This is a genomic window from Actinomadura sp. 9N215 (assembly GCF_044326345.1).
Lineage (GTDB): Bacteria > Actinomycetota > Actinomycetes > Streptosporangiales > Streptosporangiaceae > Spirillospora.
Genome location: NZ_JBIRBA010000001.1, coordinates 58287 through 73313 on the forward strand (window position 1 = coordinate 58287; position 15027 = coordinate 73313).

General features: G+C 73.8%; 14 protein-coding genes. 11 read left to right on the plus strand and 3 right to left on the minus strand.

Going from position 1 to position 15027, the window contains the following annotated elements:
* Window positions 1–60: 60 nt before the first annotated feature.
* The 9 genes from ACH34T_RS00260 to ACH34T_RS00300 all read left to right on the plus strand — a co-directional run bounded on the left by ACH34T_RS00260 (window position 61) and on the right by ACH34T_RS00300 (window position 9539).
* Entirely contained in the window at window positions 61–279 is a 219-nt protein-coding gene (locus ACH34T_RS00260) for a hypothetical protein (RefSeq protein ID WP_395989832.1), read from the plus strand.
* The gene (locus tag ACH34T_RS00265; RefSeq protein WP_395989833.1) at window positions 276–1349 is read left to right on the plus strand and encodes an AAA family ATPase; all 1074 of its coding nucleotides are present in this window, start codon (window positions 276–278) and stop codon (window positions 1347–1349) included. Before ACH34T_RS00260 ends, ACH34T_RS00265 begins: the two co-directional genes overlap by 4 nt.
* Entirely contained in the window at window positions 1346–2326 is a 981-nt protein-coding gene (locus ACH34T_RS00270) for a DUF58 domain-containing protein (protein WP_395989834.1), read from the plus strand. The genes ACH34T_RS00265 and ACH34T_RS00270 overlap by 4 nt, the downstream gene beginning before the upstream one ends.
* Entirely contained in the window at window positions 2323–3270 is a 948-nt protein-coding gene (locus ACH34T_RS00275) for a VWA domain-containing protein (protein WP_395989835.1), read from the plus strand. Before ACH34T_RS00270 ends, ACH34T_RS00275 begins: the two co-directional genes overlap by 4 nt.
* A 93-nt stretch (window positions 3271–3363) precedes the next feature.
* On the plus strand, window positions 3364–4326 hold the full coding sequence (locus ACH34T_RS00280; protein ID WP_395989836.1) for a S1C family serine protease: 963 nt from the start codon (window positions 3364–3366) through the stop codon (window positions 4324–4326).
* Between the two features lie 59 nt (window positions 4327–4385).
* Window positions 4386–5111 (plus strand): response regulator transcription factor, encoded by a 726-nt coding sequence (locus ACH34T_RS00285; RefSeq protein ID WP_395989837.1) that lies wholly within the window; start codon window positions 4386–4388, stop codon window positions 5109–5111.
* 7 nt (window positions 5112–5118) lie between these two features.
* Entirely contained in the window at window positions 5119–6402 is a 1284-nt protein-coding gene (locus tag ACH34T_RS00290; RefSeq protein ID WP_395989838.1) for a sensor histidine kinase, read from the plus strand.
* 2 nt (window positions 6403–6404) lie between these two features.
* Window positions 6405–7799: a cytochrome P450 gene (locus tag ACH34T_RS00295; protein WP_395989839.1), complete on the plus strand. Its 1395-nt coding sequence runs from the start codon at window positions 6405–6407 to the stop codon at window positions 7797–7799.
* Between the two features lie 117 nt (window positions 7800–7916).
* Window positions 7917–9539 carry a carboxylesterase/lipase family protein gene (locus ACH34T_RS00300; protein ID WP_395989840.1) on the plus strand — a complete coding sequence of 541 codons (1623 nt, stop codon included), beginning with the start codon at window positions 7917–7919 and terminating at the stop codon, window positions 9537–9539.
* 69 nt (window positions 9540–9608) lie between these two features.
* On the opposite strand, the gene ACH34T_RS00305 is transcribed toward ACH34T_RS00300, so the two are convergent.
* Together ACH34T_RS00305 and ACH34T_RS00310 are read right to left on the minus strand one after the other, a co-directional pair.
* A complete protein-coding gene (locus tag ACH34T_RS00305; RefSeq protein ID WP_395989841.1) occupies window positions 9609–11312 on the minus strand; it encodes a TerD family protein in 1704 nt (567 codons plus the stop codon).
* 6 nt (window positions 11313–11318) lie between these two features.
* Window positions 11319–11888 carry a TerD family protein gene (locus tag ACH34T_RS00310; protein WP_395989842.1) on the minus strand — a complete coding sequence of 190 codons (570 nt, stop codon included), beginning with the start codon at window positions 11886–11888 and terminating at the stop codon, window positions 11319–11321.
* Window positions 11889–12118: 230 nt separating this feature from the next.
* On the opposite strand from ACH34T_RS00310, the gene ACH34T_RS00315 reads away from it, so the two are divergent.
* The gene (locus ACH34T_RS00315; RefSeq protein WP_395989843.1) at window positions 12119–13318 is read left to right on the plus strand and encodes an ROK family protein; all 1200 of its coding nucleotides are present in this window, start codon (window positions 12119–12121) and stop codon (window positions 13316–13318) included.
* Window positions 13319–13383: 65 nt separating this feature from the next.
* Here the strand turns inward: ACH34T_RS00315 and ACH34T_RS00320 are convergent, their stop codons facing one another.
* A complete protein-coding gene (locus ACH34T_RS00320; RefSeq protein WP_395989844.1) occupies window positions 13384–13977 on the minus strand; it encodes a lytic polysaccharide monooxygenase in 594 nt (197 codons plus the stop codon).
* Between the two features lie 398 nt (window positions 13978–14375).
* Here ACH34T_RS00320 and ACH34T_RS00325 point away from each other — a divergent pair, with 398 nt between their 5' ends.
* Window positions 14376–14792 carry a cold-shock protein gene (locus ACH34T_RS00325; RefSeq protein WP_395989845.1) on the plus strand — a complete coding sequence of 139 codons (417 nt, stop codon included), beginning with the start codon at window positions 14376–14378 and terminating at the stop codon, window positions 14790–14792.
* Window positions 14793–15027 lie beyond the last annotated feature (235 nt).

A 15027-nucleotide genomic window follows, 5' to 3' on the forward strand; every position in this document is an offset into this window, starting at 1 on the left:
TTGTGATCGTCGCGTGCCGTCCCGACGGCGGGCGGCCGGACGCGACAAGGGGGAGAGGGCATGGCTCTCAGCCGACGCACGAGGATCGTCGTCCTGGCGGCGGGGCTGGCCGGCGCGGGCACGCTGATCACCGGCGGCGCGGCGCTCGCCGACTCAGGACCGGGGCCGGGCCGCACGCACTTGCAGATCGTCGAGTACCAGCACGCCACGGCGGACACGCCGGGACGGGACTGCCCGGGCCATGAGGGCGGCCGGGCGCCGGCAGAAGGCGTGCAGTGAGCGGCGGTCTCGACGCCGCCCGCGCCCTGCCGCCGTCCAGCGCCCTGGCGGAGCGGGCGCTGTTCGAGGTCAAGCGGATCATCGTCGGCCAGGACCTGATGATCGAGCGGATGCTCGTCGCGGTCCTGGCCGGCGGCCACTGCCTGCTGGAGGGCGTGCCGGGCGTGGCGAAGACGCTGGCCGCGCAGACGCTCGCCACGGTCGTCGGCGGGTCGTTCGCCCGGCTCCAGTTCACGCCGGACCTCGTGCCCGCCGACATCGTCGGCACCCGCATCTACCGGCCGTCCACGGAGAGCTTCGACGTCGAGCCCGGCCCGATGATGGCGAACGTCGTGCTCGTGGACGAGATCAACCGCTCCCCCGCCAAGGTGCAGTCGGCGCTGCTGGAGGTGATGGCCGAGCACCAGGTCAGCATCGCCGGGCGGACGTTCCCCGTGCCGTCGCCGTTCCTGGTGATGGCGACGCAGAACCCGATCGAGTCGGAGGGCGTGTACCAGCTGCCGGAGGCGCAGCGCGACCGGTTCCTGCTGAAGATCGACGTCGGGTACCCGTCGGAGGCGCAGGAGCTGGCGATCGTCTACCGGATGGGGGTGCGGCCGCCGGAGGCGAGTCCGATCCTGGACCCCGGCGAGGTGACCGCGCTGCGGGACGCCGCCACGGACGTGTTCGTCCACGACGCCGTCGCCCGGTACGCGGTCCGGCTCGTGGCCGCCACCCGCGACCCGGCCGGTCATGGCGTCCCGCAGGTCGCGGGGATGCTCGCGTACGGGGCCGGGCCGCGCGCGTCGCTCGGGCTGATCGCCGCCGGGCGGGCGCTCGCGCTGCTCCGCGGCCGCGAGTACGTGCTTCCGGGCGACGTGCGCGACGTAGCCGGGGACGTGATCGCGCACCGCCTGGTCCCGTCGTTCGACGCCCTCGCCGACGGCGTGGACGCCCGCTCGATGGTCGCCCACATCGTCGCCGCCGTGCCGATGCCGCAGGTCGCACCGCTGGAAGCGGACAGAGAAGCAGGCGGAGAAGCAGGCCGGGAAGCAGGCAGAGACGCGGACGGCGACGGCAGGGCGGCATGAACCGGCCCCTTCCGCCTGAGCCCGGGCTGCGCGACCTGGCGCCGGAGCACGCGCTGCGCCGCCTGGAGCTGACGGTCACGCGCCGCCTGGACGGCCTGTTGCAAGGCGACCACCTGGGCCTGCTTCCGGGGCCCGGGTCGGAGCCCGCCGAGGGCCGCGAGTACGTCGCGGGCGACGACGTCCGCGCCATGGACTGGAACCTCACCGCCCGGATGACCGCCCCGCACGTGCGCGACCGCGTCGCCGACCGCGAGCTGGAGACGTGGGTGCTTGTGGACGCCACCGCCAGCATGGACTTCGGCACCGGACGGCTCGAAAAGCGCGACCTCGCCGTGTTCGCCGTGGCGGCGGTCGGGTTCCTGACCGAACGGACCGGCAACCGGCTCGGCGCGCAGATCGTCCGCGACGACGGGACGCGGCGCGTCCCGGCGCGCACCGGACGGCCGCACCTGCTCGGCCTGCTGGGGACGCTGCTGTCGGCTCCCCGCACACCGCCCGGACGCGGCGGCCCGGACGGACGCGACGGCGGAGCGTCCCTCGGCAAGGCGGCCACGCTGATGCATCGCACCGGAGGGAGGCGCCGCGGCCTGGCCGTCGTGGTCTCCGACTTCCTGGAGCCGGTGGAGAGCTGGGAGCGTCCGCTGCGGCTGCTCGGCGCGCGCCACCAGCTCCTCGCCGTCGAGGTCGTCGACCCGCGGGAGCTGACGCTTCCGGACGTCGGCATGCTCACGCTCGTCGACCCGGAGACGGGCCGCAGGCGCGAGGTCCCGACGGCCGGGCGGAGGCTGCGCGAACGGTACGCGGAGGCCGCCGCGCGGCAGCGCGAGGAGATCGCGGCGGGGCTGCGCCGGGCCGGGGCGGCGCGGCTGCGGCTCCGCACCGACGGCGACTGGGTGCGCGACCTCGTCCAGCACGTGCTGGCGCGGCGCCGCCTCGCCGCCGCGCCCGTCCCGCCGCCTTCGGGAGGTGCGGCGTGAGCTTCCTCGATCCCGTCCGCCTGTTGCTGCTGCTGGGGCTGCCCGTCCTGATCGCCGCGTACGTGGTGATGCAGGTGCGGCGCGGCAGGTACGCGGTGCGCTTCACCAACCTGGCACTGCTCGACAAGGTCGCGCCCGCCAAGCCGGGCTGGCGCCGCCACCTCCCCGCGGCGGCGTTCCTGCTGATGGTGGGCCTGTTCGTGACCGGCTTCGCCCGCCCGGCCGCGGACGTGCGGGTGCCGCGCGAACAGGCGACGATCATGCTGGCGGTCGACGTGTCCGCGTCGATGGAGGCCACGGACGTCCGGCCGAACCGGCTGGAGGCCGCCAAGGACGCCGCCCGCACGTTCCTCGGACGCGTCCCCGGCCGCTTCAACATCGGCCTCGTGTCGTTCTCGGGGACCGCGTCGGTCGTCGTCCCGCCGACCACGGACCGCCGGGCCATGCGCACCGCCATCGACGGGCTGAGGCTCGGCCCGCGCACCGCGATCGGCGAGGGCATCATCGCCTCGCTGGACGCGATCGCCGGGTTCGGGGCGCAGTTCGGCGGGGACGCGCCGCCGGGACGCGTCGTCCTGCTGTCCGACGGCACGAACACCGCGGGGCGGAGCCCCGGGGAGGGCGCCAGGCGCGCCGTGCAGGCCCGCGTCCCGGTGTCGACGATCGCGTACGGCACGCCCGAAGGCGTCATGGTCCAAGGCGGACGGGAGATCCCGGTGCCCGTCGACGGGCCCGCGCTGGAACGCCTCGCGCAGGACTCCGGCGGCCGCTTCTACGAGGCCGCCTCCGGCGACGAGCTGCGCGACGTGTACGAGGACATCGGCAGCAGCATCGGCTACCGCACCGAGCAGCGGGAGATCTGGGGCTGGTTCGTGGCCGCCGGGCTTCTCCTGTCCTGCGCGGTGGCGGCGGGTTCGCTGCTGTGGTTCTCACGCCTGCCGTGACCGACCTGCCGTGAACGACCCGCCGTGAACGACCTGAACGAAACATATGGGGAGCGGAGTACTGACCAATGAGACCTGAGCGTGAGGAGCCCCATGACCTACCCGCGGCAAACCGACACCTGGTACGGCGACGCTCACTACGACCAGTACGACGACACCCGGTACGGGCTGGGCGAACCGCGCGGCCCCGACTTCCTCTCGCCCCCGCCTTCCCGTACGTGGCCGCAGGACGATCCGTTCAGGCGTCCGGCGCCGCCTCCCCCCTGGGCGGCGCCGGGCTTCGACGAACCGGCCCGTGAGCGTGGTCGCGGCGCGGGCAAGGCGGTCGTCGCCGCCGTGCTCGCGGCCCTGCTGGCCGGTGGCCTGGCCGGGGCCGTCGCCGGGCGGGTGACCGCGGGCGACCAGGCGTCCACGGCGCTGTCGCAGTCCGGCGCCGGGCCCGTGAAAGGCGGGGCCGGGGACCTGAGCGAGGTGGCGGCGCGGGTGCAGGCGAGCGTGGTGTCGATCGAGGTGCGGTCGGGGAGCGCGCGCGGCACCGGGTCCGGGTTCGTGATCGACCGGCAGGGGCACGTGCTGACCAACGCGCACGTCGTCGACGACGGCGGCTCGGTCACCGTGGTCCTGGCCGACCGGCGCCGCGTCCGGGCCCAGGTCGCGGGCTCCGACCGCGCCCTCGACCTGGCCGTGCTGTCCATCCCCGCCGGGGAGAGCCCGGCGCCGCTGACGTTCGGCCGCTTCTCCGACGTCCGGGTCGGGGACCAGGTCCTCGCGCTCGGCTCCCCGCTCGGCCTGCAGGGGACGGTCACGAGCGGCATCGTCAGCGCGCTGAACCGCCAGGTGCGGATCGGGCAGGGCGGCGTCGGCAACGCGCTGCAGACCGACGCGTCCATCAACCCGGGCAACTCCGGCGGGCCGCTGGTCAACGCGCGCGGCGAGGTCGTCGGCGTGAACACGGCGATCGCGACGCTGATGCGGGACGGCGGCGGGTCGATCGGCATCGGCTTCGCGATCCCCGCCGACCGGGCACGGGACGGCGCCCGCCGCCTCGCCCGCTGACCCGTCCGCGTCCGCGTACCGTCGTTGGCAGTGGCCTGGTGAGAGAGGTGGGGTCCGGGATGCGGGTGCTGGTGGTCGAGGACGAGGAGGACCTGGTCGAGGCGCTCCGGTACGGGCTCGTCCGCGCCGACTACGCCGTGGACGTCGCCTACGACCTGGAGGAGGCCACGCAGAAGCTGTACGCGTCCGCCTACGACCTGATGGTCCTGGACCTCAGCCTCCCCGACGGCGACGGCTTCGACCTGTGCCGCGCGGTCCGCAGCGGCCGGCTGGACGGCGAGAGCGGCCCCGACCTGCGCATCCTCATGCTGACCGCGCGGGACCGGCTGGCCGACCGGGTCCGCGGCCTGGACGAGGGCGCCGACGACTACCTGGTCAAGCCGTTCGCGTTCCCGGAGCTGCTGGCGCGCGTCCGGGCCCTGCTGCGCCGGGAGAGCGGCGGCGGCTCCGCGGTGTGGACGGTCGGCGACCTGCGGCTCGACACCGGCCGCCGGGAGGCGTCCCGCGGCGGGCGGCCGCTCCGCCTCACGCCGAAGGAGTTCGCCGTCCTGCGCTACCTGATGAGCCGTCCCGGCCAGGTCGTGTCGGCCGAGGAGCTGCTGGAACACGTCTGGGACGAGAACGCGGACCCGTTCACCAACACCGTCCGGGTCACCGTCGGCACCCTGCGCCGCAAGCTCGCCGCGCCGGACGAGGAGCAGGTCATCGAGACCGTCGTGCGGCACGGCTACCGCCTGCGCGAGACGGGGACGGCCGGGCCGGCGGCCGTCCCCGCCGAGAAGTGAGGCCGTCGTGGTGCACTCGATCAGGTTCCGGCTCACGGTCATGTACTCGACGCTGCTGTTCGTCCTCACCGCGGTGATGCTGGGCGGCGTCTACCTGGCGGTCGACCGCAGCGCCGACGCGCGGCCGATCACCAGGACGTTCAACGCGGAGAAGATCGTCCAGATGCCGGACGGCACCCAGCAGCGGCTCGGGCAGGTCGAGGTCGTCAAGGTGCAGCAGGTGGAGGAGGCCGTCAACTACGAGACCCGGCAGACGCTCCGCCGCCACTCGCTGATCACGCTGGGCGGGCTGTTCGTCGCGAGCCTCGGCATCGGCTGGGTGCTGTCGGGGCGGGCGCTCAAGCCGGTCGGCAAGATCGCCCGCGCCGCCGAGGAGATCCAGGCGACGGACCTGTCCCGGCGCATCCGCCTGTCCGGACCTCGGGACGAGCTGCGCCACCTCGCCGACACCATCGACTCCATGCTCGACCGGCTCGACGACGCGTTCCGCGCGCAGCGCCGCCTGATCGACGACGCGTCGCACGAGCTGCGCAGCCCGCTGGCGATCATCCGCGCGAACGTCGACACCGTGCTCAGCGAGCCGGACGCCGGGATCGAGGACCGCCGCCGCGCCGTCGACGTCGTCGACCGCGCCACCACCCGGATGACGCGGCTGGTGGAGGACCTGCTGGCCACCGCGCGCCGCTCCGCGCCCGCCCTCGGCGACGCCGACGTCGACCTCGGCCTCGCGGCGCGCGAGGCGGCGGAGGAGTTCGACACGCTCGCCGCCGCGCGCGGGCTGGTGATCGAGCGGCGGCTGCGCGACGGCCTGACCGTGATCGGCGACCATGACGCGCTGCGCCGCGCCGTCGGCAACCTGCTGTCCAACGCGGTGCGGCTGGCGCCCGTCGGCACCGCCATCACCGTCGCCGCCGACCAGACCGGCGGCTGGCAGTGGATCGCCGTCAAGGACGCGGGCCCCGGCATCCACGCCGAAGACCAGGACCGCGTGTTCGACCGGTTCTGGCGCGGCTCGGAAACCCGCCGCTCCCGTTCCCGAGATCGAGATCGAGATCGAGATCGGGACCGGGACCGGGACCGCCGCACCGGCCTCGGGCTCGCGATCGTGCGGAGCATCGTGGAGGCGCACAACGGCCAGGTGCGGCTGTTCTCCGCGCCGGACGTCGGCAGCACGTTCGTCCTGTGGTTCCCCGTCCACTCCCCCGGCGGCCCGTCGGCGCCCGCCCCGCCGCCCGACGCCGACCCGCTCGCCATTCTTCCCATTCCTCGCGAAACCGGCGACATCATGTAGGCATGGCGAATGCACAGATCCCTGGGCCGCCCGCCGGGCACGACGGCGCCGACGCGATCGTGGCGGCGGGCGGGCTGCACAACTACCAGCTGAGACTGCATGCCGAATACGGCCCGGTGGTCCGGTTCCCGCTGCCGGGCGCGGACGTGGCGGTGTCGGTCGCGGACCCGGTGCTGCTGGAGGCCACCGCGAAGATCGACAAGCGGCCTGAGCGGCTGTTCGAGTTCCTGGCGCCGCTCCAGGAGTCGGGGAACCTCCAGACGCTCCCGGCCATCGAGCACGGCCCGTGGCGCCGGGTGATGCTGTCGGTGCTGGCCGGACGCCCCTCGCACGAGGCGCACTTCGCCCGGTTCACCGCGCTGACGTCCGCGCTCGCCGACCGCTGGGCCGGACGTCCCGCCGGAGACGCCGTGGCGTTGCAGAAAGATCTGAGCGAGCTTTCGCTGCGCATGATCTGCGAGTACGCGCTCGGCAGCGGCCTCGCGTCGGAGGAGTCGGCCGGACGGGTCGTGTCCGCGTTCGAGGACGTCCTCACCGAGCACCTGGCCCGGCTCTACCAGGCGGACGTGCCGGGCGACGCCGAGGAGCGCCGCGTCCGCGCCGACGAAGCCCTCGCCTACCTGCGCGCGACCGTCGACCAGGTCCTCGCCGCGCACGGCGCCGCAGGGAAGACCGGGAAGGCCGCTGGCGAGCCCGGCGCGAAGACCGCCGACCGGAGCGACATGATCGCGGCGCTGGTCGAGGCGGGCGAGTCGCCCGCGCGGATCCGCGACTCGGTGCTGATGACCATGCTGGCCGCCCACCACACCACCGGCGTCGCCATCTCCTGGACGCTCTACCTGCTCGCCAAGCACCCGGACGCGGCCGAACGCGCCGCCGCCGAACTCGACCGGGTCCTGGACGGACGCGCCGTCCCGGACTACGGCGACCTCAAGGAGCTCACCTACCTGGACAGGGTGCTCAAGGAGGCGATGCGGCTCTACCCGCCGGGCCCCTACGGCGCGCGGGAGGCCACCGAAGACGTCGTGCTCGGCGAGTACACCGTCCCCGCGGGCACGACGATCTTCTATCCGTTCTGGGCCGTCCACATGAACCCCGACTACTGGCCGGACCCGGACGCGTTCGACCCCGACCGGTTCACCCCGGAGGCGTCGGCCGGGCGGCCCCGGTTCGCCTACATCCCGTTCGGGCTCGGCCCGCGCAGCTGCGAGGGGGCGGCGCTCGCCATGGTCGAGGCGGAACTCGTGCTGGCCATTCTGCTGAAGCGATTCCAATTCCACCTGGCACCCGAACAGACGGTGACGCCAATCGAACGCTTCGTATTGTGGGCCGCCGAGGACATCCACATGACCCTCACGCCGCGCGACCCCGCGCACCCCGCGCAGCACCGGACCTGAGGTCTGACGCACAAAACCCGATATACGACATGGCCAAGTCAGATATGACGTCGTATCGAACGACGGTGCAATGATCAGGGCTGCCAGGTTTCCCACGGTCTCGACCGGAGGACCCCCATGAGACCCAGCACAGCCCTGAAGATGGCCGTGTCCATCATCGTCGCCGCCACCGGACTGACGGCGGCGAGCACCGCGACGGCGGCACCGGCCGCCGCACCGCCGCCCTGCTCGGACGGCACCCTCATCCAGACCGACAGCGGACCGGTCTGCGGCCTGGACGGCGACGGCGTGAAGAACTGGCTTGGCGTCCCCTACGCCGCCCCGCCCGTCGGCGCGCTCCGCTGGGAGGCGCCCGCGCCGCACCCCGGCTGGACGACGCCGGTACAGGCGACCGAACCGGGCAGCGCGTGCCCGCAGCCTTCCGACTTCCGCCCCGGCTCGACCGATGAGAACTGCCTGAAGCTGGACGTCCGCGTGCCGGAGAACGCCGGGAGCGGGCCGCTGCCCGTCATGGTGCAGCTGCACGGCGGCGGGTTCCGGCTCGGCACCCCGTCCAACGGGACCCGGCTCGCCACGGCCGGGAAGGTCATCCAGGTGGAGGTGCGGTACCGGCTCGGCATCATCGGATTCCTGTCCCACCAGGCGCTCGGCGCGAACGCCGGGAACTACGGGATCGAGGACCAGCAGGCCGCGCTCGGCTGGGTCAAGCGCAACATCTCCAAGTTCGGCGGCGACCCGGGCAACGTCACCATCTTCGGGCCGTCCGCCGGAGGGTCGAGCGTGTGCGCCAACATGGCGTCGCCCACCGGCAGCGGGCTGTTCCACAAGGGCATCATCGAGAGCGGCGAGTACAACTCGCTGCGCGGCGTCCACGCCACCTGGCAGGCGCAGGACTGCGCGGCCAAGCTGCCGACGCAGGCCGAGGCGCAGGCCGCCGGGGCCCGCTTCGCGTCCGCCGTCGGCTGCGGGAGCGCCGCCGACGTCGCCGCCTGCCTCCGCCAGGTGCCGGTCCAGACCCTCCTGGACGCGGCGGGCGACGGGCTCGGGCCCAACAGCGGCACGATGGCGCCCATCGTCGACGGGAAGACCCTGACCGCGTCACCGGGGCAGGCGTTCGACACCGGACAGTTCAACAAGGTCCCCGTCATCCACGGCGTGGCCAGGGACGAGTCGCAGATCCGTCCCGCCGACACGCCCCAGGCGTTCGAGGCCCAGGTCCGCAGCCAGTACGGCGAGTTCGCGCCCAAGGTGCTGAAGCGCTACCCGCTGTCGCAGTACCCGGAGCCCGCGGCGTTCATCGCGGCGCGGACCGTCCTGGCCGACTCCACGTCCGTCTGCCCGGCGCTGCTCAACGACCGGCGGCTCGCCGAGCACGTCCCGGTGTACGCGTACCGGTTCGACGACACCAACCCGCCGCCGCTGCCGTTCATCGACGCGACGAAGCCGGCCGGCGCGTTCCACGTCGGCGAGTTCAGCTACCTGTACCACGGCACCTTCCCGAACCAGGCCCCGCTGGACCCGAACCAGAAGGCGCTGCAGGCCCAGCTCACGTCCCAGTGGACGGGCTTCGCCCGCACCGGCGATCCCAACGTGGACGGCACCCCGCGCTGGACGCCGTTCACCGCCGAGAAGCAGCACCAGATGTCGCTGCTGCCCGCCGGGACGAGCCGCATGACCCGCGAGGTCTCGTGGCCGCACCACTGCACCTTCTGGAACAAGCTCGCGCCGTTCACCGGCTGAGCCTGGTCCCGCCGGACGCTCCCGCCCCGCGCGGGGGCGTCCGGCCCCCTCATCCCTGACGGCTACGGGCTAGTCGTAGGACGCGAGGGTGCGCGCGTGGACGCCGAGCACGTGGGTGAGCAGCGCGGGGGCGCGCGTGCCGTCACCGGCGTCGGGGAGCACCTCGGGAGTGAGCGTCCAGTCGGTGCCGACCCACGAGTCGGCGATGGTGCCCTCGCTGGACGGCAGGTTGTTGCAGGTCTGCCGGACCCGGATGGCGCGCACCGACTCGGCCGCCGGGGTGTCGGTCTCCACCATCAGCACCGGGACGCCGACCGGCGGGCCGTCCTCCACCAGGCGCAGCAGGTGGTGCGCGTCCTCGCCGTCGAGCGCGGCGCCCGCGTCGAGGATCACCGCGAGCCGCACCGGCGGGCCCTCCGCCAGCCCGGCGGGCAGCTCGTCCTGCCCGCCGACCTGCCGCAGGTCGACCAGGTCGAGCAGGCGGCGGAGCCGCTCGCCCGCCGCGGGCCCGGTCGCCACGCCGCCGCCGAGCAGCCGGGCGCTGACCATCGGGTCGAACCCGTGCAGCCAGCCGGCGCCCGACAGGCCCGCCGCGTCGATCACCTCAAGGCCGACGAGCCCGGGCGGGACGGCGGCCAGGAACCGCGTCACCAGCGACCAGGCGTAGGCGGCGGAGTCGCCGGGCATCGTGCCCTGCGAGATCCACACGCCGCGCCGCCACGGCAGCCGCAGCACGAGCGGCACCCGCAGGTCGGGCAGCTCGGCGGTGGACAGCCGTCCCGCCAGCATCCCCTCGGCCAGGTCGGCGCTCGGCTGCCAGGTCAGCCAGGACGGCGCGTCGAACGGCGCGACCTCCGCGGTGACCTGCGGCTCCACCCGGGCCAGCTCGTCGCGGAGCTGGCCCGCGTCGGCCCGCAGCCGCTGGTCGGCCGCCGCCATGAGCTGCTCGAAGCGCCCGCGCGGCGCCCGCCCGGCGATCTCCTCGTTGCGGAGGGTGAGCGCGTGCTCGGTGGACGCGCGGAAGGAGGCGAGCGAGCGGCTGGCGTCCTCCCAGACCAGCCAGCACCGTTCGAGATATCCGACCTCGTTCCCGGACGACGGCGACGGCTGCGGCGACGGTGATGACTGCGGCGTCGGCATTCCCTGCGGTGTCGGCGGCGGCGGCGCTTGCGGGGGCGGTGGTCCCTGCGGGCGCGGCGCTCCGACGGCGGGGCCCGGCGGCGGGGAGGCCATCGCGGCCTCCGGCGCGGCCGTGTCGTTCGCGGCGTCCGCGTCGCCCGGATCGTCCACCTCGACGCCGTGCGCCTCGACCAGCTCGGCCAGCCCGCCCGGGTAGCCCTGCCCGACGGCGCGGACCTTCCACCGGTCGTCCCGCCGGTAGACCTCAAGCCCGATGATCGCCTTCTCCGGGCCGAGGCCCTGGACGGCGAACACGGCCAGCGGGCCGCCGTCGTCCCCGGTGAGCCGCACCTGCGGCGGCGGCATCGACCCGAACGACGACGTCCCGGTCAGGCTGACCGCGATCAGCACCGCGTGGGCGTCGGCGGGGACGGAGTCGAGGTCGAGGTCGACGCGCTGGCGGCCCCCGCCGTCCGCCCACCGCACGCCCGGCGCCTCGGGAGCGTTGAAGAACACCAGGTCGGAGTCGGTGCGCACGCGCAGGTCCCGGCCCACGAGCAGGGCGCTGACGTCCACGGGCACGGCGCAGGACACGGTGGCGGTCACCCGGCGGGCGGGCAGCGGCGCGTTGGCGCCGCGGGAGAGGTCGGCCATCGGCGGTCAGGCGTGGTTGGCGATCACCGGCAGCATGTCCTCGAACGTGCGGCCGTGGCACGGCTCGCCGATCGCGTTCATCTTCCAGCCGTCGCCGTGCCGGTAGATCCGGGACATCACCATCGCGGTGTGCGCGCCGCCGCCGGTCAGCGTGTACCGGGCCAGCTCGCTGCTGTCCACCTCGTTCACCAGCCGGCAGAACGCGTTCTCGACCTCGTTGAACGTCTGCCCGTTGAACGAGCTGACGGTGAACACCAGCGACGTGACGTGCACCGGCAGCCGGCCCAGGTCGACGATGACGGACTCGTCGTCGCCGTCGCCCGCCCCGGTCAGGTTGTCGCCGGTGTGCCGGACGGACCCGTCGTCGCTGGTCAGCTTGCCGAAGAAGACCACGTCGGCCAGGGCGGTGTCGGCGAACAGCACGCAGGACGCGTCGAGGTCGATGTCCCGCTCCCGCGAACCGAAGAAGCCCTTCTTCTTCACCGCGTCCCAGCCCAGGCCCATCCGCACCATGCTCAGCGCGCCGCCGGGCTTCTCCAGCGAGATCCGCTGGCCCTTCACCATCGAGACGGTCACAGCCGTCGCCTCCTTGACGTCCCCATCACCGCGCCCCGACGCTCCGCGAAGCGCTCCGACCTGTGGACACTCCGGCCACCCTCGCAGGGTGGCCGGAGTACGCACAAAGCGTCGCAGCCTATCAGCCCGGTTGTCACCCGTTCCCGGACGAATCAGCGCTGCCAGGTCAGGTCACCGGCCTGCACCTCCACCGCAGGTTTGTTAAGTTCCCTGCAAAAGTGGACAGGAGCATGGACGCGAGCATGGACGACGACCGCGCGGTCGGCACCCCGGTGCTGCGCCGCCTCAACACCGCCGCCGTGCTGCGCGCGGTTCGCGCGCAGGCGCCCGAGCCGGTGCGGCTCGCCGAGCTCGTCAGGCTGACCGGGCTGACCCGTCCGACCGTGGGCCAGGCCGTGGACGACCTGGTCGACGCGGGCTGGCTCCAGCAGCACGACCCGGACGCCGAGCCCCGGCAGGTCGGCCGTCCCGCCGTGCGGGTCTCGCTCCGCGACCGGGCCGCGCCCGTGCTGGGCCTGGACGTCGGCCCGCACACGGTCAGCGCGGGAATCGACGACCTGGCCGCGCGCCGTCTGGCCACCGTCCACCGGTCGGTCGACCGGGGCGACGCCGACCGGCTCCTCGCCGTCGTCGACGACGCGATCACGCGCGTCCTGCGGGAGGCCGGCCTGGACGCGGACGAGATCGCGGGAGTCGTCGTCGCCACGCCCGGCATCGTCGACCCGGGCTCGGGCCGGATCCTCCTGGCGCCGAGCGTGCCGGGCTGGACGTCGGTGAACCTCTCCGACCATCTCCGCGGGCGGTTCGGCTGCCCCGTCCAGGTCGAGAACGACGCCAACCTCGCCGCCCTGGCCGTCGCCGGAGAGCGCACCGGGGCCGGCACGCTGCTGGCCGTCCAGTGGGGCGAGCGGCTCGGCGCGGGCGTGGTGATCGGCGGCGTGCTTCACCGGGGCACGGGGGCCGCGGGCGAGATCGGCTTCATCCGCCCGCCGGGCCGCGTCCCGGACACCGGCGACGGCCGCGGCCCGCTGGAGCGGACGATCGGCGCCGAGGCCATCGCCGAGCAGGCCCGCCTGGCCGCCCGCGAGCACCCGGGGTCGCCGCTGCACGACGGCCCGCCCGACGCCGCGGCCGTCTTCGCCGCGGCCGCCGCGGGCGACGCCACCGCGCGGCGGGTCGTGGACGAGGTCGCCGCGACCTTCGCCCAGGCCATCGCCCCGGCCGTGCTGGTGCTCGACCCGGACGCGGTCGTCATCGGGGGCGGGGTCGCGCACGCCGGGCCCGTGCTGCTCACGGCCATCACCCGGCGCCTGGCCGAGCTGACCCTCAGCCCGCCCGCCGTGGAGTTCTCCGGGCTCGCCGAGGACACCGTCCTCACCGGCGCGCTGCGCCTGGCCCTGGACGAGGTGTGGCGCCGGCTCACCGTCTGAGCCCTCGCGAAGCCCCGCTCAGAGGGTGTGCCGGCGCCTGACCTGCGGCCTGGACTACGGGGACGTCAGCCGAAGTCGACGTCGATGCACTGGTAGAAGGCGTTGCCCGTGTCCGCGATGTCCCAGACGGAGAGCAGGATGTGCCTGCCCTGACGCTGCGGGAGGGTCCCGCTGTGGACGTCCCGGTCGGACGGCTGCCGGCCGCCGTAGCTCTTGTTGATGACCGGCGTGAGGTCCAGGCTGTTCCGGGTGAGCGGCTTGGTGCTGTCCCAGCCGTCCTTGGTGAGGAAGTAGCGGAACGACGTGGTGGAGTGCGGGGCGGTGAAGTGCCAGGAGACGTTGAAGCTCTGGCCGCTCGTCACCTTGGTCGCGGGCCAGCCGGTGCCGCCGCGCTGGTCGTCGAGCTCTCCCCAGCGGCCGTCCGCGCCGGCGCAGATGGTGCCGTCGCGCGGCCCGCTGGACGGGAACCCCTTCGGGCCTTCGACGCCGTCCGGGTCCCACTGGACCTGGCCGCAGTTCTGGACCTTGTGCTGGCCGCACAGGTAGCTGCGGCTCGGGGGCGAGGTGGTGTAGCCGTGCGACCACGCCGGCACGGCGAGCGCGAGCGGCAGCCCGGCGGTCACGGCCGCGGCCACGGCGATGCTGGTCTTCCTTGGCATCCTGCTTCTCCTTGGCGGGAGGTACGGCGCCCGGCGACGTACCTGGAGGCGGAGGCGAGCCGGCCCGGCGGCCGGCCCAAAAGGAAACTTTCCTTTCAGTAAGGTGAACCCTCGGCGGCCCCCCGTCAACCCCGCGGTCACGGGCGCCGGGCTTTCTGGCACGCAATGCACAGTGCGGGCGCGGCCGTTCGGCTATGCCCTCCCGGGCGTCTCCGCGGCCCGGCTCCGGCGCCCGGGGCGCTCGCGCCACTCCCGCAACGCACGGAGTGGCAAAGGTGACATTCCCGTCATTTGCCGATCACATAAGCGTGACCGGGTGCGAATTCGTGTGCTAACCTGTCCGCTGCTAAGTGTTGGAAAAAGCGTATGGCTTTTTGGTTGGCGTGTGGAGGCTGGCGGTGCGTTCAGGCAGGATTCTCAGGTTCGACGAAGTCCGTGGTTACGGATTCATCGTTCCCGACGGCGGCGGCGAGGACGTCTTCGTCCACGCCAACGAGCTCCTCGACGACAAGGCGGCGTTCTCGCCCGGCACGGCGGTCGAGTTCGAGGTGACCGAGGGCGAGCGCGGCCTCAAGGCCTTCGCCGTGCGCGCGGTGGGCTCGCCGTCCAACGGCTCCGCGTCCGTGGTGGACCGCCCGCCCGCCGCCGACGCGCCCGACGACATGATGTGCGACGTCCTGTCGCGCAAGGAGCTCAGCCGGGAGATCGTCGACGTGCTGCTGACCGGCGCGCCCGACCTCACCGGCGCCCAGATCGTCAAGGTCCGCGCAAGCATCGTGGAGATCGCCCACAAGCACGGCTGGATCGACGACTGATCGTCCCCCGTCGGCCGCCCACGGCCGCCACGGGACGTTCACCGAAAGCCGCGACACCCGAAAACGGCATTCCCGTGCGACGAAGCGGATTTCCCTTTAACCGCGCGGGCGGGAGTTCGATGCTCCGCGATCCGCAGGCCCTTGCGATCCGTTAGCGCGGTGAACCGCGCGCCCCGTGAACCGTGCGTCCCGCCATTCCCGGGAATGGACGCGCCGCACACCACAAGCCGCGGAC